This window comes from Streptomyces sp. NPDC046349 (genome assembly GCF_055587885.1).
On record NZ_JBVJFK010000001.1, the window covers coordinates 482,167 to 506,210 of the forward strand.

At 71.5% G+C, this 24,044-nt stretch carries 14 protein-coding genes; 5 read left to right on the plus strand and 9 right to left on the minus strand.

The window, feature by feature from the left end; genetic code table 11:
* Positions 1-33: 33 nt before the first annotated feature.
* The 3 genes from pyk to pta form a co-directional block, all read right to left on the minus strand.
* Complete coding sequence (gene pyk / locus ACZ6JS_RS02320) at positions 34-1,464, minus strand: pyruvate kinase (RefSeq protein ID WP_469295209.1); 1,431 nt, start codon at positions 1,462-1,464, stop codon at positions 34-36.
* A 61-nt stretch (positions 1,465-1,525) separates the two neighbouring features.
* A complete protein-coding gene (locus tag ACZ6JS_RS02325; protein ID WP_469295210.1) occupies positions 1,526-2,740 on the minus strand; it encodes an acetate kinase in 1,215 nt (404 codons plus the stop codon).
* 67 nt (positions 2,741-2,807) lie between these two features.
* Positions 2,808-4,952: a phosphate acetyltransferase gene (pta, locus tag ACZ6JS_RS02330; RefSeq protein WP_469295212.1), complete on the minus strand. Its 2,145-nt coding sequence runs from the start codon at positions 4,950-4,952 to the stop codon at positions 2,808-2,810.
* Positions 4,953-5,229: 277 nt separating this feature from the next.
* Between pta and ACZ6JS_RS02335 the strand changes: the two genes are divergently transcribed.
* Together ACZ6JS_RS02335 and ACZ6JS_RS02340 are read left to right on the plus strand one after the other, a co-directional pair.
* Complete coding sequence (locus ACZ6JS_RS02335) at positions 5,230-6,255, plus strand: ATP-dependent 6-phosphofructokinase (protein WP_469295213.1); 1,026 nt, start codon at positions 5,230-5,232, stop codon at positions 6,253-6,255.
* 263 nt (positions 6,256-6,518) lie between these two features.
* Positions 6,519-8,537 (plus strand): hypothetical protein, encoded by a 2,019-nt coding sequence (locus ACZ6JS_RS02340; protein ID WP_469295214.1) that lies wholly within the window; start codon positions 6,519-6,521, stop codon positions 8,535-8,537.
* A gap of 12 nt (positions 8,538-8,549) precedes the next feature.
* On the opposite strand, the gene ACZ6JS_RS02345 is transcribed toward ACZ6JS_RS02340, so the two are convergent.
* On the minus strand, positions 8,550-9,173 hold the full coding sequence (locus tag ACZ6JS_RS02345) for an XRE family transcriptional regulator (protein ID WP_469295543.1): 624 nt from the start codon (positions 9,171-9,173) through the stop codon (positions 8,550-8,552).
* Positions 9,174-9,568: 395 nt separating this feature from the next.
* On the opposite strand from ACZ6JS_RS02345, the gene ACZ6JS_RS02350 reads away from it, so the two are divergent.
* Both ACZ6JS_RS02350 and ACZ6JS_RS02355 read left to right on the plus strand, forming a co-directional pair.
* On the plus strand, positions 9,569-9,961 hold the full coding sequence (locus tag ACZ6JS_RS02350) for a MerR family transcriptional regulator (RefSeq protein WP_469295215.1): 393 nt from the start codon (positions 9,569-9,571) through the stop codon (positions 9,959-9,961).
* Between the two features lie 22 nt (positions 9,962-9,983).
* Complete coding sequence (locus tag ACZ6JS_RS02355) at positions 9,984-10,328, plus strand: thioredoxin family protein (protein WP_469295217.1); 345 nt, start codon at positions 9,984-9,986, stop codon at positions 10,326-10,328.
* On the opposite strand, the gene glgB is transcribed toward ACZ6JS_RS02355, so the two are convergent.
* From glgB to ACZ6JS_RS02375, 4 genes are all read right to left on the minus strand, one after another.
* Positions 10,318-12,606, minus strand: a complete 2,289-nt coding sequence (glgB, locus tag ACZ6JS_RS02360; protein WP_469295218.1) for a 1,4-alpha-glucan branching enzyme — start codon at positions 12,604-12,606, stop codon at positions 10,318-10,320. The genes ACZ6JS_RS02355 and glgB overlap by 11 nt on opposite strands.
* Complete coding sequence (locus ACZ6JS_RS02365) at positions 12,603-14,054, minus strand: maltokinase N-terminal cap-like domain-containing protein (RefSeq protein ID WP_469295219.1); 1,452 nt, start codon at positions 14,052-14,054, stop codon at positions 12,603-12,605. Before ACZ6JS_RS02365 ends, glgB begins: the two co-directional genes overlap by 4 nt.
* Before the next feature lie 178 nt (positions 14,055-14,232).
* Positions 14,233-15,951, minus strand: a complete 1,719-nt coding sequence (gene treS / locus ACZ6JS_RS02370) for a maltose alpha-D-glucosyltransferase (RefSeq protein ID WP_469295221.1) — start codon at positions 15,949-15,951, stop codon at positions 14,233-14,235.
* The gene (locus ACZ6JS_RS02375; RefSeq protein ID WP_469295223.1) at positions 15,948-17,942 is read right to left on the minus strand and encodes an alpha-1,4-glucan--maltose-1-phosphate maltosyltransferase; all 1,995 of its coding nucleotides are present in this window, start codon (positions 17,940-17,942) and stop codon (positions 15,948-15,950) included. The genes treS and ACZ6JS_RS02375 overlap by 4 nt, the downstream gene beginning before the upstream one ends.
* A gap of 903 nt (positions 17,943-18,845) precedes the next feature.
* On the opposite strand from ACZ6JS_RS02375, the gene glgP reads away from it, so the two are divergent.
* Positions 18,846-21,482: an alpha-glucan family phosphorylase gene (gene glgP, locus ACZ6JS_RS02380; protein WP_469295224.1), complete on the plus strand. Its 2,637-nt coding sequence runs from the start codon at positions 18,846-18,848 to the stop codon at positions 21,480-21,482.
* A gap of 172 nt (positions 21,483-21,654) precedes the next feature.
* Here glgP and ACZ6JS_RS02385 read toward each other — a convergent pair whose 3' ends face one another.
* Positions 21,655-23,922 carry a M4 family metallopeptidase gene (locus ACZ6JS_RS02385; RefSeq protein WP_469295225.1) on the minus strand — a complete coding sequence of 756 codons (2,268 nt, stop codon included), beginning with the start codon at positions 23,920-23,922 and terminating at the stop codon, positions 21,655-21,657.
* Between the last annotated feature and the right edge of the window lie 122 nt (positions 23,923-24,044).

A 24,044-nucleotide genomic window follows, 5' to 3' on the forward strand; every position in this document is an offset into this window, starting at 1 on the left:
CTGTGCGGCAGAGTCCGTCGGGGTGCGGCGGCGTCAGGCGCGGTCGACGCCGCCCAGGTGGTGCACCCGGACCATGTTGGTGGTGCCGGGGACGCCGGGGGGCGAGCCGGCCGTGATGATCATGGTGTCGCCCTCGTTGTAGCGGCCCAGCTTGAGCAGCTCGCCGTCCACCAGGTCGACCATCGCGTCGGTGGTGTCCACGTGCGGGACGATGTACGACTCGACGCCCCAGCTCAGCGTGAGCTGGTTGCGGGTGTTGACGTCCGTGGTGAAGGCCAGGATCTGCTGCGTGGCGCGGTAGCGCGACAGGCGGCGGGCGGTGTCCCCGGACTGGGTGAAGGCGATGAGCGCCTGGCCGTCCAGGAAGTCCGCGATCTCGCACGCCGCGCGGGCCACGGAGCCGCCCTGGGTGCGCGGCTTCTTGCCCGGAACCAGCGGCTGGAGGCCCTTGGAGAGGAGCTCCTCCTCGGCCGCCGCGACGATCTTCGACATCGTCTTGACGGTCTCGATCGGGTAGGCGCCGACCGAGGACTCGGCCGACAGCATGACCGCGTCCGCGCCGTCGAGGATCGCGTTGGCGACGTCGGACGCCTCCGCGCGCGTCGGGCGAGAGTTGGTGATCATCGACTCCATCATCTGGGTCGCGACGATCACCGGCTTGGCGTTGCGGCGGCACATCTCGATGAGCCGCTTCTGGACCATCGGGACCTTCTCGAGCGGGTACTCGACGGCGAGGTCGCCGCGGGCCACCATGACCGCGTCGAAGGCGGCGACCACGGCCTCCATGTTCTCGACGGCCTGTGGCTTCTCCACCTTGGCGATGACGGGGACCCGGCGGCCCTCCTCGTCCATGACCCGGTGGACGTCCTTGACGTCGTTGGCGTCGCGGACGAAGGACAGGGCGACCATGTCGCAGCCCATCCGCAGGGCGAAGCGGAGGTCGTCGACGTCCTTCTCCGACAGCGCGGGGACGTTCACGGCGGCACCCGGCAGGTTGATGCCCTTGTGGTCCGAGATGACACCGCCCTCGATGACGATGGTCTTGACCCGGGGGCCTGAGACCTCCGTCACCCGGAGCTCGACGTTTCCGTCGTTGATCAGGACCTGGTCGCCCTTGGCGACGTCGCCCGGGAGACCCTTGTAGGTGGTGCCGCAGATGGACTTGTCGCCCGGGACGTCCTCGGTGGTGATGGTGAACTCGTCACCGCGCACCAGCTCGACGGGACCCTCGGCGAAGGTCTCCAGACGGATCTTCGGACCCTGGAGGTCGGCGAGGACGCCGACGGCGCGCCCGGTGTCCTCGGAGACCTGCCGGACGCGGTCGTACCGCTCCTGGTGTTCTGCCTGGGACCCGTGGCTGAAGTTGAATCGGGCCACGTTCATACCAGCCTCGATGAGCGCTTTCAGCTGCTCATACGAGTCGACGGCGGGGCCCAGCGTGCAGACGATTTTGGAACGGCGCATGACTGGATCCTATCGGTTTGTTTCGTAGCGGAATATTCCGGCTGGTGGAAAGTCCAAGTGACTACTCGGTAACCAGCGCATACGCCTGGGTGGCGATCTCGAGTTCCTCGTCCGTCGGGACCACCGCCACGGCCACACGGGCATAATCCGCCGAAATCAGCCGCGGCTGCGGGGAACGCGCCGCGTTGGCCTCGAGATCCAGCACCAGCCCCAGCTCGGCCAGGCCGTCCAGCGCGGCCTCCCGCACCTGGGGGGCGTTCTCGCCGACCCCGGCCGTGAAAGCCACCGCGTCCACCCGCCCGAGCACCGCCGAGTACGCCCCGATGTACTTCTTCAACCGGTGGACGTACGCGCCGAAGGCCAGGCGCGCCGCCTCGTCGCCCTCGCCCGCGCGCCGCAGCACCTCGCGCATGTCGTTGTCGCCGCACATGCCCAGCAGACCGCTCTTCTTGTTCAGGAGCGAATCGATCTCGTCCACCGAGAGGCCGCCCACCCGCGCCAGGTGGAAGACGACCGCCGGGTCGAGGTCGCCCGAGCGGGTGCCCATCACCAGCCCCTCCAGCGGGGTCATGCCCATGGACGTCTCCACGCAGACCCCGCCCCGCACGGCCGAGGCGGAGGCCCCGTTGCCCAGGTGCAGCACGATCACGTTCACGTCCTGCACCGGCTTGCCGAGCAGGGCGGCCGTCGCTCGCGAGACGTAGGCGTGGGAGGTGCCGTGGAAGCCGTACCGCCGGATGGAGTACGCGTCGGCGGTCGCGGCGTCGATCGCGTACCGGGCCGCGTACTCCGGCATCGTCGCGTGGAAGGCGGTGTCGAAGACGGCGACCTGGGGGATGTCCGCGCGCAGCGAGCGCGCCACCTCGATGCCCGTGACGTTCGCCGGGTTGTGCAGCGGCGCCAGGGGGATCAGGTTCCTGATCTCCGCCAGTACCTCGTCGTCGATCACCGTCGGCCGGGTGAACCGCGTCCCGCCGTGCACCACCCGGTGCCCCACCGCGGCCAGCTCGGGGGAGTCCAGGCCCGTCCCGTCGGAGGCCAGCTCGCGGGCCACGGCCTTCAGCGCTGCCTCGTGGTCGGCGATCGGGCCGACCTGCTCGCGCTTGCCGCCGGCCGCGCCCGGACCCGTGAGCGGCTCGTGCACCAGCCGGGAGGTCTGCTCGCCGATCCGCTCCACCAGGCCGACGGCCAGGCGCGACCGGTCCGCCATGTCGAGGAGCTGGTACTTGACCGACGAGGAGCCGGAGTTGAGGACGAGTACGCGCGATGCGGTCACGGTGGGGTCTTTCCTTGTCGCGGGCGATGAGGGGAGTGAGGCGGCGGGGCGGGAGCGGGGGAGGGCGTCAGGCGCCGGCGGCGGGCCCCGGTGCGCCCTGCGCCTGGATCGCCGTGATCGCCACGGTGGTGACGATGTCCTGGACCAGGGCGCCGCGCGAGAGGTCGTTGACGGGCTTGCGCAGGCCCTGGAGCACCGGGCCCACCGCGACCGCGCCCGCCGAACGCTGCACGGCCTTGTACGTGTTGTTGCCCGTGTTGAGGTCGGGGAAGATCAGCACCGTCGCGCGGCCGGCCACCTCGGACCCGGGCAGCTTCGTCGCGGCGACCGAGGGCTCCACGGCCGCGTCGTACTGGATCGGGCCCTCGACGGCGAGGTCGGGGCGCTGCTCGCGGACGATCTCCGTGGCCCTGCGGACCTTGTCGACGTCCGCGCCCGAACCGGAGGTGCCGGTCGAGTACGAGAGCATCGCGATCCGCGGCTCGACGCCGAAGGCGGCGGCGGTGGCGGCCGACTGGACCGCGATGTCCGCGAGTTGCTCGGCGTTCGGGTCCGGGTTGACCGCGCAGTCGCCGTACACCAGGACCCGGTCGGCCAGGCACATGAAGAAGACCGAGGAGACGATGGACGCCTCCGGCTCGGCCCTCCCATGGCCAGCCGCCACCCCGTCCGACGCGCTCCGCGCGGCTGCCTCGGTCTTGATGATCTCGAAGGCCGGGCGGATGGTCGCCGCGGTGGAGTGCACCGAGCCGGAGACCATGCCGTCGGCCAGGCCGCGCTGGACCATCAGGGTGCCGAAGTAGTTGACGTCGGTGACGACGTCGTGGGCCAGCTCGACGGTCATGCCCTTGTGCGCGCGGACCTCGGCGTAGTACTCGGCGAAACCCTCCCGCAGCGGGGAGGTCGCAGGGTCGATGAGCTGCGCGCCCGAGATGTCCACCCCGAGGTCACCGGCCTTCTTCAGGATCGCCTGCTCCTCGCCCAGCAGGGTCAGGTCGCAGACACCCCGGCGCAGCACCACGTCCGCGGCGCGCAGTACGCGCTCCTCGGTGCCCTCGGGCAGCACGACGCGGCGCCGGTCGGAGCGGGCCCGCTCCAGCAGCTCGTGCTCGAACATCATCGGAGTGACGCGCTCCGATCGGGCCACCGAGAGCAGGCCGCGCAGCTCGCCGGTGTCCACGTGGCGTTCGAAGAGGCCGAGCGCGGTCTCCAGCTTGCGCGGGGTCGCGGAGTTCAACCGGCTCTGCAGCGAGAAGAGTTCGGCGGCCGTCGGGAAGCTGTTGCCCGCCACCGACACCACCGGCGTGCCCGGCGCCAGCTTCGAGGCCAGCGTCAGGACCTCCTTGCTCGGCCGCTCGTTCAGGGTGAGCAGAACGCCTGCGATCGGCGGGGTGCCGGAGGTGTGCGCGGCGAGTGCGCCGACGACGAGGTCCGAGCGGTCGCCGGGGGTCACGACCAGGCAGCCGGGGGTCAGGGCGTTCAGGAAGTTCGGCAGCATCGCACCGCCGAAGACGAAGTCCAGGGCGTCGCGGGCCAGGCCCGCGTCATCACCGAGGAGCACCTCGCCGCCGAGCGCCCGGGTGATCTGGGCGACGGTCGGGGCGGACAGCGACTTGTCGTCCGGCAGGACGTAGCAGGGCACGGGGAGGCGGGCCGCCAGCCGCTCGGCTATGAGGTCGCGGTCCTCCGCGGCCACCCGGTTGACGACCATCGCGACGACGTGGCAGCCCAGGCTCTCGTACGCACGGTAGGCATTGCGGGCCTCGGCGCGCACGGCCTCGGCGGGCTGCTTGGTGCCGCCCACGACGGGGACGACGACCGCCCCCAGCTCATTGGCGAGGCGGGCGTTGAGCGCCAGCTCGTCGGGGAGGTTGGTCTCCGCGTAGTCGGTGCCGAGGACGAGCACGACCTCGTAGTCGCGGGCCAGCCGGTGGTAGCGGTCGACGAGCTGCGAGACCAGCTCGTCGGTGCCCTTCTCGGCCAGGATCGCCGAGGCCTCGCGGTACTCCATCCCATAGGCCGTCGAGGCGTCCTGGTCGATCCGGTAGCGGGCCTTGAGCAGGTCGAAGAGGCGGTCGGGTGCGTCGTGGAGCAACGGCCGGTAGACGCCGACCCGGCCGGTCTGCCGGGTCAGGAGCTCCATGATCCCGAGTTCGACGACCTGCCGGCCGTCCCCCCGCTCGATGCCGGTCACGTACACGCTGCGCGTCACGCGTGCTCTCCGTCTCTTCGTGTGGTCGCTTGACCCGGTGGGGATGGGTTGCCCTCTTGACAGTACCTCTGCCAATGGATAGGGCGCCCGCCGGAACTCAGGGCCGGTCCGGGGGTCCGAAGGGCCTCCCGGGCGGGTGCCGTGGAGCGCGCCCCACCCCGAGAGCATGGAACAATCGGACAGGCGGTACCAATACGCCCCTCATATGTACGGCCGGCGGGCCGCGCGCAACCCACCCGCACGGCCCGGTACGACCAGGAGCAGGAGACACAGCACGATGCGTATCGGAGTTCTCACCGCAGGCGGAGACTGCCCGGGCCTCAACGCTGTCATCCGGTCGGTCGTACACCGTGCCGTGGTCGGGCACGGGGACGAGGTCATCGGCTTCGAGGACGGCTTCAAGGGCCTCCTCGACGGTCACTTCCGCCCCCTCGACATCAACGCCGTCAGCGGCATCCTCGCCCGCGGCGGCACGATCCTCGGGTCGGCGCGCATGGAGCGGGCCCGCCTCCACGAGGCGGCCGAGAACGCGCGGGAGCTGGCCACCCGCTACGGCATCGACGCCCTGATCCCCATCGGCGGCGAAGGCACCCTCACCGCGGCCCGGATGCTGTCCGACGCCGGGATGCCGGTCGTCGGCGTGCCGAAGACCATCGACAACGACATCTCCTCCACCGACCGCACCTTCGGCTTCGACACCGCCGTCATGGTCGCCACCGAGGCCATCGACCGCCTCAAGACCACCGCCGAGTCGCACCAGCGCGTGATGGTCGTCGAGGTCATGGGCCGTCACGCGGGCTGGATCGCCCTGGAGTCCGGCATGGCCGGCGGCGCCCACGGGATCTGCCTGCCGGAGCGCCCGTTCGAGGTGGACGCACTGGTCAAGATGGTCGAGGAACGCTTCGCCCGCGGGAAGAAGTTCGCCGTCGTCTGCGTCGCCGAGGGCGCACACCCGGCCGAGGGCTCCATGCCGTACGAGAAGGGCGCGATCGACGCCTACGGCCACGAGCGATTCGCCGGCATCGGCAACCGCCTCGCCATCGAGCTGGAGCACCGCCTGGGAAAGGAGGCCCGCCCGGTCATCCTCGGCCACGTCCAGCGCGGCGGCACCCCCACCGCCTACGACCGCGTCCTCGCGACCCGCTTCGGCTGGCACGCCGTGGAGGCGGTGCACCGCGGCGAGTACGGCAACATGACCGCCCTGCGCGGCACCGACATCGTGATGGCCCCGCTCGCCCACGCGGTCACCGAGCTGAAGACCGTCCCCGACGAGCGCATGTACGAGGCGGAGTCCGTCTTCTGACCCGCTCGGCCGGACCTGCGCCCCGGGCGAACCGGGTCCTTCGGTTCCCGTTCTGCGCCGAACGGACCGGAGTGCGCCGCTCCGGCGCCGCTGCGCGCCGCGGCCGCGCAGACCGCCCCCGCCGCCCCGCCCGCTCGAGTCACGCTGGTTATCATTTCCGTGGGGGGATTGGGTCGGCCGAGTCGTGTATGGGCGGATCGCGGCAGCATGTCCGCGTCTCCTCGTCCGCACGCACGCACTCGATGGAAAGGTGCCCCACTCCCGTGGCGACCAGCTCTGCCGTCCTGACACGCGAACCGGTCGCCCACCGGCCGGGACCCGGCATCACCGGCCCCACCGCACGGCGCAGCCCGTCCGTCCTCGCCGCGGCCCTCGCCGCGTCCTGGGCGGTGCCGCTGCTGCTCCACGCGGTCGCCCTCGACGTGCTGCTCCTCCCCGTCCTGGTCCTGACCATCGCGGCCCTGATCCGGGTGGGCGGCGGACTGCTCGACCGCCTCGTCATCGCGGCCTTCCTGCTCTGCGGCGCCGTGATGGGCCTCGGCCTGCTCTTCTCCGTCTGGCCGTGGGGCCTGGCCCCCGTACCCGGCGCCGGCCTGCTGCTCACGATCGCCTCCGTATCCGGCTGGCTGGCCCGTCGCAGACCCCGCATACCGCTGCGGCTGCGCGGCTCGGACGCGCTGATCGCCGGCACGGTGGCCGTGGTCTGGCACTACGTCCACCACCCGGTGGCGGGCAGGCCGGCCGCCGACCGGCTGGCCTACTTCGTCACGTCCGAGGACCGGATGGGCCACTTCTCGTACTTCACCGGGATCCGGCAGGTCGGCGGTTACGCCTTCCTGCACCAGGACGCCGCCCGGACGTACATGATGACGCCGTCCGAGGCCGTCTACCCGCAGGGCTCCCACTTCCTGCTGGCCTGGATCGACGCCCTGGTGACGTCCTCGGCGCAGGCGGGCTCCGCCCTCGCCATGACGAATCGTTACTTCCTCTACGTCCTGGCCTCCTACGCACTGTTCTGCGGGGCGCTGGTCTGGGCCGCCCGCTGGATCGGCGGCCCGCGCCTGCGCGGCTGGCGCGCCGCCGCGGTCTGCGCCACCGTCGCCGCGGTGATGATGTCCGGGTCGATGGCGCAACTGATCGAGCGGGGCTTCGACTCCGAGACCATCGGCCTGCTGTTCCTGGCCGTCGCCCTGGCCCTGCTGGTGCGGCCCGCGGCGGGCCGGACCGAGTTCGTCCTCGTCGCGGCCGCCGGGCTGATCGCCGTCACCTACGTCTACAACCTCTACGGCGCCCTCGTCGGCATCGCCCTGGCCGCGGTGCTGCTGGTCCACCGGCGCCGGTTCGCCGGCCGCCGGGGACCGGTGCTCGCGGCACTGGCCGGCGTCACCCTCGTGGCCGGACTGCCCAGCGCCTTCTCCGTCCTCACGAAGCTGGACGTCGCCAAGACCTCGAACCTGGCCGGCCCGATGGTCGTCCCCGACCGCCCGGTGTTCATCGGGCTCGGTCTGCTCGCCCTGGTGGCGGCCACCCTCCCGGTGAACCGCCGCACGGCCACCGGACAGATGGTGCTCGCCCTCGTCCTCGGCGCGACGGCGATGATCGGCGCCTTCGGCGTCTGGCAGAAGTACACCATCGGCTACTACTCGTACTACTTCGAGAAGCTGACCGCCGCCGGCCTGGTGATCGCCCTGCTCTCGCTCGGCCTGATCGGGCTGATGCTGCCGCCCGCCGCCAGGACGACCGGCACCGCGCTGCGCCGCCGGGCGGACCTCCTGCTGCGCTCCGGCCTCGCGGCGGCGGCGGCGCTGGCGCTCTTCGGCGGTGTCCAGTGGGGTGTTCCCTCCGGCTGGGGCCATCCCTCGGCCTGGTACGACAGCCCCATGCTCAAGTGGACCCGGGGCGAGGCCAGGAGCAGCGACATCGGAAAGCCGGCCGCCGCCCTCACCGGGCGCGACCTGCAGGGCGCCACCTCGCCGGTGATCGCCCTCTACAGCAACGACGCCTACCTCAACCTCAGGTCGACCTTCCTCGCCCAGATCCTCACCAAGCAGGGCGGGAGCATGGTCGGGCTGTACGAGGTGTTCCACGTCAAGGTCGGCGGAGCGGCCGCGGTCGAGGAGAAGGAGTACCGGGCCTCGCTGGGCCACCTGAAGACCGCGATCGCCTCGTGCTCCGCCCCGCCGACCGTCCTCGTGGGCGACCGGAAGACCGCCGACCGGCTCAGGCAGGACCTGGCCGCCGCCGGTCCCGTGGCCGCCGTCGTCCACGCCCCGCTGCCGTAGGTGCTCCGGGAGCTACGCCGTACCGCCCGCGATCTGCCAGAAACGGTCCACGATCCCGGTGAGGAACTCCCGGCCGGCGTCCCCGCTGCCGGCCTCCCCCTGGCCGCCGCCCCAGCTGAGCGTCGCCACCATCCGTGACTGGTACTCCCCGTGCAACTGGTCCAGCACCCGCTCCAGGTGCTGCTTGGGGATCGGCAGCAGCTTGCCGAGCGGTTTCACGTACGCCTGCCAGCGCGTGGTGACCGCGCTGCGCAGCAGCTCTGCCAGCTCCTCGTGCTTGCCGGTCGCCGTCACGAACTGGGCCAGGGTGAGACCGAGCACGGTGGCGAGGGCGGCGGACTGCCGCTCGTTGCCCCTCCAGCGCCCGGTGTCCTCCATCTTCTGGTAGGAGCCCGTCTCCAGGCCGATCCGCCGGGCCAGTTCGTCCGCGGCCAGCCCCCGGGCCATCCGGTGCTCCCGCAAAGTGACCGGCTCGGCGAGCAGTTCCCCCGGCGAACACCACAGGACGCCCGCGAGCGCCGTCAGCTCGGCGGACGACGGTGATATCTCGCCGCGCTCCCAGGCCATCACCGTCTCGGGCGCGACGACGAGTCCGTACTGGGCACGCAGGCCGTAGGCGACATGTCCGGGAGCCATGCCCAGGGCCGCGCGCAGGCGCCGCGCGGCGGGGGCATTGAAGGGTGGGCTGGAGTGCACACCGCACACCGTAGAAGTGGCCGGGCTTCGCCGCCTACAGACCAAACAAACAAGCCAATACCTCGTAGGAACGTCCTATGAAGTAGGGGGCTTTTGGCGAGTTTTCCGGCGACTGTCCGGTAATCGGTGCGCTCGGCGATCTTCGAAGATCCAGTACTGCGTACGCTTCCAGCCAACCCCCCGGGACGCAATACCCCTCACACGGCCTCCACGGAATGTGAACCGGAAGCCCTCCCCGTACGTGGTTCCTGTGGGGCCCTCGCATACGGGGGTGGCGAGGGCCCCGCCCACACATCCCTTGCCTTGACGTCGGCGTCAACACATACGGTCGCCCCATGCGCATCGGCGAACTGGCGAAACGGGCCGGGACCAGCACCCGGACGCTCCGGTACTACGAGGCGCGCGGGCTGCTGCCCGCGCGGCGGGCCGACAACGGCCACCGGACCTACGACGAGGACGACCTGCGGCTGCTGCGGGAGATCCGCACGCTCCGGGACTTCGGCTTCGAACTCGAGGAGACCCGGCCCTTTGTGGAGTGCCTGCGGGCGGGGCACCCGGCCGGGGACTCCTGCCCCGCCTCGCTCGCCGTCTACCGGCGCAAGCTCGCCGAGCTGGACGACCTGATCGGCCGGCTCGCAGACGTACGGGACCAGGTCGCGCGGCAGCTCGCCGGCGCGGAGGAGGCGGCCGGCGAGGCCGCCGCCCCGCGCTGCGAGATGACGCGCTGACCCACACGAGAGAGGGATCGACATGGTGCACGCACAGGGTGTGGCCGAGGTGACCGACGCCGACTTCGAGGCCGAGGTACTGGGCGAGCGCGGCAGGGCCGTACTCGTCCAGTTCACGGCGGACTGGTGCGGCCCCTGCCGCCAGCTCGCCCCGGTGCTGTCCGCGATCGCCGCCGAGGAGGCCGGCCGCCTGAAGGTCGTGCAGATCGACGCGGACCGCAACCCCGGGACCCTGACCCGGTACGGGGTGCTGTCCACGCCGACCCTGCTCGTCTTCCGCGACGGCGAACCAGTCCGCCAGATGGTCGGCGCCCGGCCCAAGCGCCGCCTCCTCCAGGAGCTGGAGGACGAGCTCGCTACGGCCTGAGCCAGATCGTCGCCAGCGGCGGCAGCGTCATCCGCAGGCTCGCCGGGCGGCCCTGGGCCTGCACCGGCTCGGGCCGCAACGGCTGCCCGTGGTGCACCCCGCTGCCGCCGTAGACCTCCAGGTCGGTGTTGAGGACCTCGCGCCACAGCGGCACCTCCTCCGGCACCCCGACCCGGTAGCCGTGCCGGACCACGGGCGAGAAGTTGGACACCGCCAGCAGCTGCGAGCCGTCCTGGGCGTAGCGCAGGAAGGCGAAGACGTTGTCGTCCGCCGCGTCCGCCTCCACCCAGGCGAAGCCCTCCGGCACGGCGTCGCGCTCCCACAGTGCCGGCGTCGCCGTGTACGTCCGGTTCAGGTCCCGCACGAGATCGCGCACGCCGCGGTGGTCGCCGGCCGCCGCGTAGGAGGAGTCCAGCAGCCACCAGTCCGGCCCGTGGGACTCCGACCACTCCGACCCCTGGGCGAACTCCTGCCCCATGAAAAGCAGTTGCTTGCCGGGGTGGGCCCACATGAAGCCCAGGTACGCCCGGTGCGCCGCCCGCTGCTGCCACCAGTCGCCCCCGGGCATCTTGGACACCAGCGAGCGCTTGCCGTGCACCACCTCGTCGTGGGAGATCGGCAGCACGTAGTTCTCGCTGAAGGCGTAGATCATCCCGAAGGTCATGTCGTGGTGGTGGTACTTGCGGTGCACCGACTCCTTCGACATGTAGCGCAGGGTGTCGTGCATCCAGCCCATGTTCCACTTCAGGCCGAAGCCCAGCCCGCCGCCGTCCGTAGGCCGGGTCACGCCGTTCCAGGCCGTGGACTCCTCCGCGATGGTGACCACCCCCGGGCAGCGCCGGTACACCGTGGCGTTCATCTCCTGGAGGAAGGCCACCGCGTCCAGGTTCTCCCGCCCGCCGTGCTCGTTGGGCGCCCACTCGCCCTCGCTGCGCGAGTAGTCCAGGTAGAGCATCGAGGCCACCGCGTCCACGCGCAGCCCGTCCACGTGGAACTCCTCGCACCAGTAGACGGCGTTGGCGACGAGGAAGTTGCGGACCTCCTTGCGCCCGTAGTCGAACTCCAGCGTCCCCCAGTCCGGGTGGGCTGCCCGCCGAGGGTCCTGGTGTTCGTACAGCGGCCGCCCGTCGAACTCCGCCAGCGCCCAGTCGTCCCGCGGGAAGTGCGCCGGCACCCAGTCGACGATCACGCCGATCCCGGCCCGGTGCAGCGAGTCCACGAGGAAGCGGAAGTCGTCCGGGGTGCCCATCCTCGAGGTCGGCGCGTAGAAACCGGTGACCTGGTAACCCCACGAGCCGCCGAAGGGGTGCTCGGAGACCGGCATCATCTCCACGTGGGTGAAGCCCAGCTCCTTGACGTACGAGGGGAGCTGTTCGGCGAGCTGCCGGTAGGAGAGCCCCGGCCGCCAGGACGCCAGGTGCAGCTCGTACACCGAGAAGGGGGCCTGGTGCAGGGGGCGGGACCCGCGCCGCGCCATCCACTCCGCGTCCTGCCACTCGTACTGCGTCGCCGTGACCACCGAGGCGGTCGCCGGCGGGACCTCCGCGGACCGGGCCATCGGGTCGGCGCGCAGCGTGTGGCTGCCGTCCGGACGCGTGATGTCGAACTTGTAGAGCGTCCCGGCGCCCACCCCGGGCAGGAACAGCTCCCAGACGCCGCTCGCGCCGAGCGAGCGCATCGGCTGGGCCACGGAGTCCCAGTACGAGAAGTCCCCGGTGACCCGCACCCCCTGCGCGTTCGGCGCCCACACCGTGAACCGGGTCCCCGCCACACCCTGGTGCTCCATCGGCTGGGCGCCCAGCGCCGTCCACAACTGCTCGTGGCGGCCCTCGCCGATCAGGTGCAGGTCCAGCTCACCCAGGGCGGGCAGGAACCGGTAGGGGTCGTGGACCTCGATCTCGGTGCCGTCGTACGCCACCAGCAGCCGGTAGTCCGGCACCGTCGTCAGCGGCAGCAGTCCGGAGAACAGTCCGTCGCCGTCGTCGTGGAGCTCGGCCCGCAGCCCCTTGGCGAGGACCGTGACCGCCTTGGCGTAGGGGCGCAGCACCCGGAAGGCCACCCCGCCGCGCTGGGTGTGGGCGCCCAGCACGGCGTGCGGGTCGTGGTGACGGCCCTGCAGCAGCCGGGCCCGTTCCTCGGGGCCGAGCGCCGGCGCAGGCCGGACCCCGTGCGGAGGGGCGGCACGGCGGGCCCGGGGAGTGCGTGGCTTCTTCGCCGCCGCCGGGGCGGTTGCGGCTTCGTCGCGGACGGTCGGTGACGGCTGTCGTGCGGCGCTCACGCGAGCGGCCTCCTCGGGGGCTTCGGGTGGGGTTGCGGGTGCGGGGAGAGGGCGCCCGGGGTGGGCGGGGTCGGCGGCACGCGGTGGGCGGGCCGCGCGGGCTCCGAGAGCCGCCGGATCGCGGCCATCGGGACGTGCAGCCAGTCGGGACGGTGCCGGGACTCGTAACGGGCCTCGTACACCGCCTTGTCGGTCTCGTACGCACGCAGCAGTACGGGATCCTCGCGCGGGTCCCGGCCGGTGGTGCGGGCGTAGCCCTCGCAGAACGCGGCCCGGCAGTCGTCGGCCCAGGCAGGGGCGAACGGCCGGTGTGAGCGGGCGGCGTAGTCGAAGGAACGCAGTATCCCGGCGATGTCGCGCACCGCCGGTTCGGGACGGCGCCGGTCGGCCAGGGGCCGGGCCGGCTCGCCCTCGAAGTCGATCAACGACCAGCTGCCGTCGAGGGTGCGCAGGGTCTGACCCAGATGGAGGTCCCCGTGGATCCGCTGGGCCGCCACCCCCGTCCCGCGGGACGCGGCCAGCGCGTCGAACGCCCCCCGCAGCCCTGCCTCGTAGGGGCGCAGCGCGGGCACCTCCCGGGCGGTGGCGGCCAGCCGCGCCGTCATCCCGGCGGCCAGCCGGGCGGTCTGCTCCGGGCCGAGCGCGACGGTGGGCAGGGCCGCGGCGAGCGCGCTGTGCACCTCGGCGGTGGCCCTGCCGAGCGCGTGCGCCTCGGCGGTGAAGTCCTCCCCGGCACCGAGCCGGCGCAGTGCCAGCTGCCAGCCGTCGTCCGAGCCCCGCAGGTACGGCTGGAGCACGCCCAGGGTCAGTGGTTCCCCGCCGGGCGGCTCGGCCTCGTACCAGGCGACGGGCGCCGGCACCCGCGTGCAGCCGGCGGCGGCCAGCGCCCTGGGCAGCTCCAGGTCGGGGTTGACGCCGGGGCCGACCCGGCGGAACACCTTCAGGATGAACGAATCTCCGTAGATGAGCGAGGAGTTCGTCTGCTCCCCGGACAGCGGCCGGGGCGTGAGCCCGGCCGGGACCGGCGTGGCGGGATCCCGGTCGAAGCGCAGCGGGCCGAGCACCCCGGGCGAGCGCAGCCGCTCCAGCAGCATCGCCGCGAGCCGGGGGTCGCCCAGTGCCTCGTAGACCGCACGGCCCGCGTACGGCCCGTCCTCGGCGTGGCCGATCAGCGCGGGCGCGAGGGCGGGGGGCAGGGACGGGCGGATGCCCAGCAGCAGCTGGTAGCAGTCCCCGTCCACGTCGAGGAGCACGTGCAGCAGCCCGGGGGTGGAGCCGGGGGGCAGCAGGTCGGCCGCCGAGACGGTCGTGAGCCTGCTGATGGCCCGGCCCTTGCCCGCGAACCAGCGCTGAGCGGGCAGCCAGGCCCGCAGCATCGGTTCCAACGGGGCGATCCCGGCGGCCCGGTCGGCAGTCAGCCGGCTCCGGGCGGATGCAGCCTCCGACATGGCGTCGCGTCCTTTCCCCGGGCCGTCACAGAATGCGCAGAGTGTCCCGGATGCGCGGCAGTTGCTTCTCCGGCATGTGCGAGTGTCGGGTCAGGATGATCCGTACAGGGGCGGGCGATTGACCCATTCGAGCTGCCCGCCCCCTGGTCGAGGCGTGGTCCGCCTGTGGCCGTGCCGGCTATTCGGCGCGGCGGACAGCGCGCTGTTCGGCACGCAGCCGGAACCAGTAGAAGCCGTGTCCCGCCAGGGTCAGCAGGTAGGGCCACTCACCGATCGGCGGGAAGCGCACGTCTCCCGTGAGCTCCACCGGTACCCGCCCGTTGAACGACTGCAGGTCCAGCTCGGTGGGCTGCGCGAAGCGCGAGAAGTTGTGCACGCACAGCACCAGGTCGTCCCCGTACTCGCGCAGGAACGCGAGCACCGCCGGGTTGGACGACTGCAGTTCGGTGTACGAGCCGAGGCCGAAGGCCGGGTTCGCCTTGCGGATCTCGATGAGCCGGCGGGTCCAGTGCAGCAGTGAGGAGGGCGACGCCATGGCCGCCTCGACACTGGTGACCTGGTACCCGTAGACCGGGTCCATGATGACCGGCAGGTTCAGCCTGCCCGGATCGCACGAGGAGAAACCGGCGTTGCGGTCCGGGGTCCACTGCATGGGGGTGCGGACGCCGTCGCGGTCGCCCAGCCAGATGTTGTCGCCCATGCCGATCTCGTCGCCGTAGTAGAGCACCGGCGAGCCGGGCAGCGACAGCAGCAGGGCGGTGAACAGCTCCATCTGGTTGCGGTCGTTGTCCAGGAGCGGGGCGAGGCGGCGCCGGATGCCGATGTTGGCCCGCATCCGCGGGTCCTTGGCGTACTCGGCGTACATGTAGTCGCGTTCCTCGTCCGTGACCATTTCGAGCGTGAGCTCGTCGTGGTTGCGCAGGAAGATGCCCCACTGGCAGTTCTTCGGGATGGCCGGGGTCTTGGCCAGGATCTCGGAGACGGGGTAGCGGGACTCTCTTCGTACGGCCATGAAGATGCGCGGCATGACGGGGAAGTGGAAGGCCATGTGGCACTCGTCCCCGCCCTTGGCGAAGTCCCCGAAGTAGTCGACGACGTCCTCGGGCCACTGGTTGGCCTCGGCGAGCAGCACCGTGTCCGGGTAGTGCGCGTCGATCTCCGCCCGGACTCTCTTGAGGAGCTGGTGGGTGCGCGGGAGGTTCTCGCAGTTGGTGCCCTCCTCGGCGTACAGGTAGGGCACGGCGTCGAGGCGGAAGCCGTCGATGCCGAGGTCCAGCCAGAAGCGGAGGGCCGAGATGATCTCTTCCTGGACGGCCGGGTTCTCGAAGTTCAGGTCCGGCTGGTGGGAGAAGAAGCGGTGCCAGTAGTACTGCTTGCGGACCGGGTCGTACGTCCAGTTCGAGGTCTCGGTGTCGATGAAGATGATCCGGGCGTCCTGGTACTGCTTGTCGTTGTCGGCCCACATGTAGTAGTCGCCGTAGGGGCCGTCCGGGTCCTTGCGCGACTGCTGGAACCACTCGTGCTGGTCGCTGGTGTGGTTCATGACGAAGTCGATGATCACCCGCATGCCGCGGGTGTGCGCGGCGTCGACGAACTCCACGAAGTCGGCGAGGTCGCCGAACTCGGGCAGCACGGAGGTGTAGTCGGAGACGTCGTAGCCCCCGTCGCGCAGGGGCGAGGCGAAGAACGGCGGCAGCCACAGGCAGTCGACGCCGAGCCACTGGAGGTAGTCCAGTTTGGCGGTGAGGCCCTTGAGGTCCCCCACGCCGTCGCCGTTGCTGTCGTGGAAGGAGCGGACGAGGACCTCGTAGAAGACGGCCCGCTTGAACCAGTCGGGATCGCGGTCCTTGGCGGGGGTGTCCTCGAAGGTGTCGTGGACGGGATCGTTGATCATCATGTGGTGGGTGACCCTCCGGTGGGCGGGGACGGTCGCAGAGCGGCCAGTACGTGCGCGGGCGTGCGGCCCGGCTCTAGGCGCACGTAGTTCGCCCTGCCCCAGTGATAGGTCTCGCCGGTGAGCTCGTCGCGCACCGCGAGGGACCCGTGCCAGTCGAGGCCGAGTACCGGCATGTCCAACGACACCGTCGCCTCCTGGGTGTGGTGCGGATCGAGGTTGACGACCACCAGTACGGAATTGGCGCCCGCGTGCTTCGAATAGGCGATCACCTGTTCGTTGTCGGTCGAGTGGAAGTGGATGTCGCGCAGCTGCTGGAGGGCGGGGTTGCGCCGGCGCAGCCGGTTCAGGGCGGTGATCAGCGGGGCGATGGTGCGGCCCTCGCGCTCTGCGGCCGCCCAGTCGCGTGGCCGGAACTCGTACTTCTCGGAGTTCAGGTACTCCTCACTGCCCTCGCGCACCGGGGTGTTCTCGCAGAGCTCGTAGCCGGAGTAGATCCCCCAGGCGGGGGACAGGGTGGCGGCGAGGACCGCGCGCACCTCGAAGGCGGGGCGGCCGCCCTTCTGGAGGTACTCGTGCAGGATGTCGGGCGTGTTGACGAAGAAGTTCGGCCGCATCACCGAGGCGGAGGCAGTGGCGGACAGCTCGGTCAGGTACTCGGTCAGCTCCGCCTTGGTGTTGCGCCAGGTGAAGTAGGTGTACGACTGCTGGAAGCCGACGGCGGCGAGCGCGCGCATCATCGCGGGCCGGGTGAAGGCCTCCGCCAGGAAGATCACGTCGGGGTCGGACTTGTTGATGTCCGCGATCACCTTCTGCCAGAAGACGACCGGCTTGGTGTGCGGGTTGTCGACCCGGAAGATGCGGACCCCGTGGTCCATCCAGTGCCGCAGGATCCGGCAGGTCTCCTCGACGATGCCGGCCATGTCGGTGTCGAAGTGGATGGGGTAGATGTCCTGGTACTTCTTCGGCGGGTTCTCGGCGTACGCGATCGTCCCGTCGGCCCGGTGGCGGAACCACTCCGGGTGCTTCTCCACCCACGGGTGGTCGGGGGAGCACTGGAGGGCGAAGTCCAGCGCGATCTCCATGCCCAGCTCGCGGGCGCGCGCGACGAAGGCGTCGAAGTCCTCGATGGTGCCCAGCTCGGGGTGGACCGCCTCGTGCCCACCCTCGGTGGAGCCGATCGCCCACGGCACGCCCGGGTCCCAACTACCCGCCGAGAGCGTGTTGTTCGGGCCCTTGCGGTAGGTGCTGCCGATCGGGTGGATGGGCGGAAGGTAGACCACGTCGAAGCCCATGGCGGCGATGGCGGGCAGCCGCTCCGCTGCGGTCCGGAAGGTGCCGCTGACCGGAGCCTCACCGGGCTCCAGCACCGCTCCCTCGGAGCGCGGGAACATCTCGTACCAGGAACCGAACAGGGCTCGCTTGCGCTCGACGAGCAGCGGCAGCGGCTTGGAGGCGGTGACCAGCTCCCGGTAGGGGCGCCTGGCGAGCGCGGCGCCCACGGCGGGGGCCAGTGCGGCCTCGTACCGCTCGGCGGCCGGGAGGTCCTCGTCCCGCATGATCTCGGCGGCGGCCAGGACGGCGTCGCGGCCGTCGCGCTTGGGGATCCGGGCCGCGGCCCGCTCGTAGAGCTCCGCGCCCTCCAGCAGCACGAGCCCGGTGTCGATCCCGGCGGGGATCTTGATAGCGGCATGGGCCCGCCAGGTGCCCACCGGGTCGCTCCACGCCTCGACGGTGTACGTCCACCTCCCCTCGACCTCGGCGGAGACCCGGGCGCCCCACCGGTCGGTGCCGGGGGCGAGTTCGCTCAGCGGCACGGGGGGCCGCAGCCGCCCCTTCGGATCACGCAGGACGAGGTGGGCGGCTACGGCGTCGTGTCCTTCGCGGAACACGGTGGCGGAGATCTCGAAGACCTCGTCCACGACCGCCTTGGCGGGTCTGGCGCCGCAGTCGACGGCGGGGCGGACGTCCAGCACGGGAATGCGACCGATCATGATGGGATCACCTGGGGGCAGTTCGCAGGGCTCGGTGACAACAGGCCAGCCGGTATCACGACTGGTAGTGCACGCTCTGTTCGCTCTGTTTCTAGCCGCTCAAGAGACGGCTGGGCTGCGGGCATGGCCGCTCCTGTCCGCGTTCACTCGGGTGGCGGGGAGAGGGTTTGTGGGCGGGTGCGCCGTGCGTGTACGACGTGTACCCGGGGAGCCCTTCCCACTCTCACCCAGCCCAATCCGCGCAGTTGGTTAACTACTCGTACGTAGTGGAACCGGCAATACCAAGGCCCGGCTCGACATCCGCGGAGGCTCCGTCAAGTCGGTCGGGACCAGCTGACGTAGGGGGCCGGAACACCGGTCCCAGCCGCCTCCGGAGCCTCTCAGGAACCACCCGCGCGGGGGTACGGGAGACGGCGGCTCACCCCGTTGCGGGGTGGGTGTGACCGCTGTTGCAGAAGGGCTTGGACATCTGGCCGAAGATGGCCCCCAGCCCCTCATGGCCTCCGCGAGGTCGAGGATCCGCCGGAGCTGACCGGTGGTGAGGCGGCGTGCGTCCCGCAGGAGTCCGGCGGCTCGGAGGCAGCGCTCCGGCCCGCGGCGGCCGGGGGCGGCTCGACGCCCACGAGCGCGGCCGGCGTGCCGGCCGGGATGCCGACCGGTGTTCCGCCGTGCAGGACCGACGCCACCTCGGCCCACCGAACCCGACGAGCCCCGGGGAGCGCGGTCCGCCGCAGCACCTCACCGAAGCCCGCGTCCACCGCCGCGCGCCCCCTCGATCGTGTTGCCCGCCCCCAGGCGGCATGGCCGGAACGCGGGGGCCTCGCTAGCCTTCCCGGGGTGATGCGCGGGTGCACAGCGTGGTGCGGCCGCTCCGATCCGCAATCCCCTGCGAAGGTGGAACGTGTGAAGGCTATCCGTCGATTCACCGTGCGCCCCGTCCTCCCGGAGTCCCTGCTGCCGCTCACCGATCTCGCGCGCAATCTGCGCTGGTCGTGGCATGCCGAGACCCGCGAACTCTTCCAATCCGTCGACCCCGAGGGCTGGCAGGCCGCGGGCGGAGATCCCGTCCGGCTGCTCGGCACCGTCTCCGCCGCAAGGCTCGAGGAACTGGCCGCAGACCGCCGGTTCCTGCGGCGCCTGGCCGTCGCCGCCGCCGACCTCGATGACTACGTGAACGGCGGGAGGTGGTACCAGAGCCAGGAGAACGGCGCGGAACTGCCCGCCGCCATCGCCTACTTCTCGCCCGAATTCGGGATCACCGCCGCCCTGCCCCAGTACTCGGGCGGACTCGGCATCCTCGCCGGGGACCACCTGAAGGCCGCCAGCGACCTCGGAGTCCCGCTCATCGGCGTGGGACTCCTCTACCGGCACGGCTACTTCCGCCAGTCGCTCTCCCGGGACGGCTGGCAGCAGGAGCACTATCCCGTCCTCGACCCCAACGAACTCCCGCTCGGCCTGCTCCGCCAGGACGACGGCACACCCGCCCGCGTCTCGCTGACCCTGCCCGGCGGACGCGCCCTGCACGCACACATCTGGCAGGCGCGCGTCGGGCGCGTACCGCTGCTGCTGCTGGACTCCGACGTCGAGGACAACGACGCCGCGGCCCGCGAGGTGACCGACCGGCTCTACGGCGGCGGCAGCGACCACCGGCTGCTCCAGGAGATGCTGCTCGGCATCGGCGGGGTGCGCGCGGTGCGCGCGTACTGCGGGATCAGCGGCCACCCCGAGCCCGAGGTCTTCCACACCAACGAGGGCCACGCCGGCTTCCTGGGGCTCGAACGCATAAGGGAACTGGAGCGGGAGCAGGGCCTCGGCTTCGACGCCGCCGTCGAGGCGGTGCGCGCCGGGACCGTGTTCACCACGCACACCCCCGTCCCGGCGGGGATCGACCGCTTCGAGCGAAGCCTCGTCGCCCGGCACTTCGGCGACGGGGGCGAGCTGGCCGGCGTACCGGTCGACCGGATCCTGGAACTGGGCGCCGAGTCCTTCCCCGGGGGCGACCCCGGCGTGTTCAACATGGCGGTCATGGGGCTGCGGCTGGCCCAGCGGGCCAACGGGGTGTCCACCCTGCACGGCGCGGTCAGCCGGGAGATGTTCGCCGGCCTGTGGCCCGGCTTCGACCCGGCCGACGTGCCCATCACCTCCGTGACCAACGGCGTCCACGCGCCGACCTGGGTGGCTCCCGAGGTGGTCCGGCTCGGCGCCCGCCAGATCGGTGCCGGCCGCACCGAGGACGCCCTGTCGGTCGGCGGCTCCCGGCGCTGGGACGCGGTCGCCGACATCCCCGACCAGGACGTGTGGGACCTGCGCCGGGTGCTGCGCGAGCGGCTGGTGCAGGAGGTTCGGGACCGGCTGCGGGCCTCGTGGCTCCAGCGCGGGGCCGCAGCCGCCGAACTGGGCTGGGTCGACACCGTCCTCGACCCCGACGTGCTGACCATCGGCTTCGCCCGGCGCGTGCCCTCGTACAAGCGGCTGACGCTGATGCTGCGCGACCCGGACCGGCTGCGCAGGCTGTTGCTGGACCCGGAGCGGCCGGTGCAGATCGTCGTCGCGGGCAAGGCCCACCCGGCCGACGACGGCGGGAAGCGGCTCGTGCAGGAACTCGTGCGCTTCGCGGACGACCCGCGGGTGCGGCACCGGATCGTCTTCCTGCCCGACTACGGCATGGCCATGGCGCAGAAGCTCTACCCGGGCTGCGACGTCTGGCTGAACAACCCGCTGCGCCCGCTGGAGGCCTGCGGTACGAGCGGCATGAAGGCCGCGCTGAACGGCTGTCTCAACCTGTCCGTGCTGGACGGGTGGTGGGACGAATGGTTCGAGCCGGACTTCGGCTGGGCCATCCCGACGGCCGACGGGCTCGGCGCGGACGAGGACCGCCGGGACCACCTGGAGGCGAGCGCCCTCTACGAGCTGATCGAGGGCCGGGTCGCGCCGCGGTTCTACGACCGGGCCGGGCGCACCGGGCTGCCGGTGCGGTGGATCGAGATGGTGCGGCGCACGCTCGTGTCGCTGGGACCGAAGGTCCTCGCCGGGCGGATGGTGCGCGAGTACGTGGAGCGGCTGTACACGCCGGCCGCGCTCGCCCACCGCTCCCTGACCGCGGACGCCGCACGGGACCTCGCCTGGTGGAAGGGCCGGGTCCGGGCGGCGTGGCCGCGCGTCGGCGTCGAGCACGTGGAGGCGCTGGCCGCGGCTCCCGTGAACGGCACCGCCGAGCTGGGGGCCACCCTCACGCTGCGGGTGCAGGTGTCGCTGGACACGCTCGCGCCCGAGGACGTGGACGTGCAGGCGGTCGCGGGCCGGGTGGACCCGCAGGACGTCATCCGGGACGGGCGGACCTTCCCGCTCAAGCCGGCCGCCGGTCCCGACATGGACGGCCGCTGGGTGTACGAGGGGCCGCTCGCCCTCGACCGCACGGGGCCCTTCGGCTACACGGTCCGCATCCTGCCGACGCACCCGCTGCTGGCGACCCCGGCCGAACTCGGCCTGGTCGCGGCTCCGGCGGCCACGGACTCCGGCGGCGGGCTGCTGCTGCGATAGGGGTGTTCGGGGTGCCTGCGAGGGGCGGGCGGCGGGGTCCATCCGCCGCCCGCCGCCCGCCGCCGAGGGCGGGCGGCCCGGGGAATGGGACAGGGCCGCCCGGGGAGGTCTACTCCCGGGCGGCCCCGTGTCTATCTATTCGTCCAGCCGTGGCTCACGCCGCCCCGAAGGGTCAGAAGGTGAGCTTCCAGCTGTTGATGTAACCGGTGTCCAGGCTGGCAGCGTCCCTGACGCGGAGCTTCCAGGTGCCGTTGGCGACCTCGGAGGAGGCGTTCACGGTGAAGCTCTGGACGATGTTGTCCGCGCTGCCGCCGCTGCGGTTGCGGAGGTTGTAGACGCTGCCGTCGGGAGCGACCAGGTCGACCACCAGGTCACCGACGTAGGTGTGGACGATGTTCACGTCCACCTTCAGCGTGCTCGGGGCGTTGCCCGTGCGGGTCACCGCGATCGGCGACTCGACCGTGGCGTTGTCCGCGATCTGGTAGTCGTTCGTGTTCTCGAAGACGTTCTGCTGGCCGGTGCCGACGGTCCAGGTGAAGGACGTCGTGCCGGTCTTGGCCTGCGAGTCGGTCACGGTGACGGTCACGTTGGACGTGCCCGCGGTGGTGGCCGTACCGGAGATCAGGCCGGTGGAGGAGTTGATCGACAGGCCGGCCGGCAGGCCGGTGGCCGCGTAGCTCAGCGCACCCGGGTTGGTGCTGGTGGCCTGGACCTGCAGGCTCACAGCGGTGTTGATCTGGGTGGTCTGGTTGGCGATCGGGGTGACCGAGACGCCGCTCACGATGCGCGGGCCGACGTTGATGGCCGCCCAGGCGTTCGCCGCGTTGTTGTAGGTGGTCGAGCCGGCGCCGTACAGGTCGGCCGCCGCCTGCAGGGTCGCCGTACGGGCGGCCGCGTAGTTGGTGTTCGACTTGAACAGACCGGTGGTCAGCGCGCGGAACCAGATCTTCGAGGCGGCGTCGCGGCCGATCGCGGTGACGGGCAGGCCGTCGGAGGTCGGCGAGTCGTAGCTCACGCCGTTGACGACCTTGGCACCGGAGCCCTCGGAGGCCAGGTAGTACCAGTGGTTGGCCGGGCCCGACGAGTAGTGGACGTCGATCGAGCCGATGCCCGAGTACCAGGCGTCCTTGGACGAGCCGTCCTTGCTCGGCTTGTCCATGTAGCGCAGCGGGGTGCCGTTGCCGCGGATGTCGATCTTCTCGCCGACCAGGTAGTCGCCGACGTCCTGCGGGTTGTTGGCGTAGAACTCGACCGCCGCCGCGAAGATGTCGGACGTCGCCTCGTTCAGGCCGCCGGGCTCACCGCTGTAGGTCATGTTGCCCGTGACCGAGGTCAGGCCGTGGGACATCTCGTGCGCGGCCACGTCGGTGGAGGTGAGCGGCTTGGCGTTGCCGTCACCGTCGCCGTAGGTCATGCAGAAGCAGGAGTCCTGCCAGAACGCGTTCACGTAGTTGTTGCCGTAGTGGACCCGGCTGTACGGGGCGACGCCGTCGTTGCGCAGGCCGTTGCGGCCGTGCACGTTCTTGAAGTAGTCCCACGTGACCGCGGCGCCGTAGTGCGCGTCGGCGCCGGCCGTCTCCAGGTTCGACGGCAGACCGTTGCCCCAGGTGTCGTCCGGGCCGGAGAAGAGCGTGCCGGTTCCCGACGTGCCGCGGTTGAGGTTGTACGTCTTGTGGCTGCCGCGCGCGGCGTCGGTCAGGTTCCAGGTGCTGCCCGACTGCGTGGTGCCGAGGGTCACCTGGCCGCTGTACATCGTGTTGCCGGTGCCGGTCTCGACGGCCTGCCACTCGGTGATCTTGGCGCCGGTCCTGGCGTCGGTCACCACGTGCAGCTCGTTGGGCGTGCCGTCGTGCTGGAGACCGCCGACGACCGTCTCGAACGCGAGCACCGGGGCGCCCTCGGCCGCCCAGATCACCTTGCGGGCGTTCTTGGCGGGCTTGGCCTCCTTCGAGCCCTCGGCGTTGGCGGCGGAGACCGCCTGGCTCTCGGCGGCGGCCGGGGTGACCGAGGCCTCGGTGGTCGCGACCTTGATCTCGTGGTGGGTCGCCTTCGTCACACTCTTGGTGACGCCGTTCCTGGCGTGGACGGTGAGGTCGCCGCCGAGCACGGGCAGGCCGTCGTAGGTCCGCTCGTACGTGGTGTGCGTGGTGCCGTCCGCATCCTGGACGACGTCACGGACGATGAGCTTCTCGCCACTGCCCAGGCCGAGCGCCTTGGCGGCCTGCGCGGTGGTCGAGTTGGCTTCGGCGAGGAGCGTCGCACGCTCCGATGCGCTGAGTACGCGGTTGGCCGCGCCCGGGTTGGACTGGGCGGCCTTGGGTGCCTGTGACGCGGTGGCGTCGGCGGTGGCGGTTCCGGTCTGTATACCTACGGCGAGCAGGGCTGCCGCGGCAACGAGCGCGCCCGCCGCGGTGGCACGCCTCTGGGGGGTGGACCTCAACGCAGACTCCTTCTGCAAGGGGGGTTCCGGACGGCTGGGTGGGCCTCCGGGCAGAGCAGGTGCGGTGCGATGAACGGTCGAAGAGTGCCACTTGGCGCGTCGGATGTCAGGGTCGCGTCAAA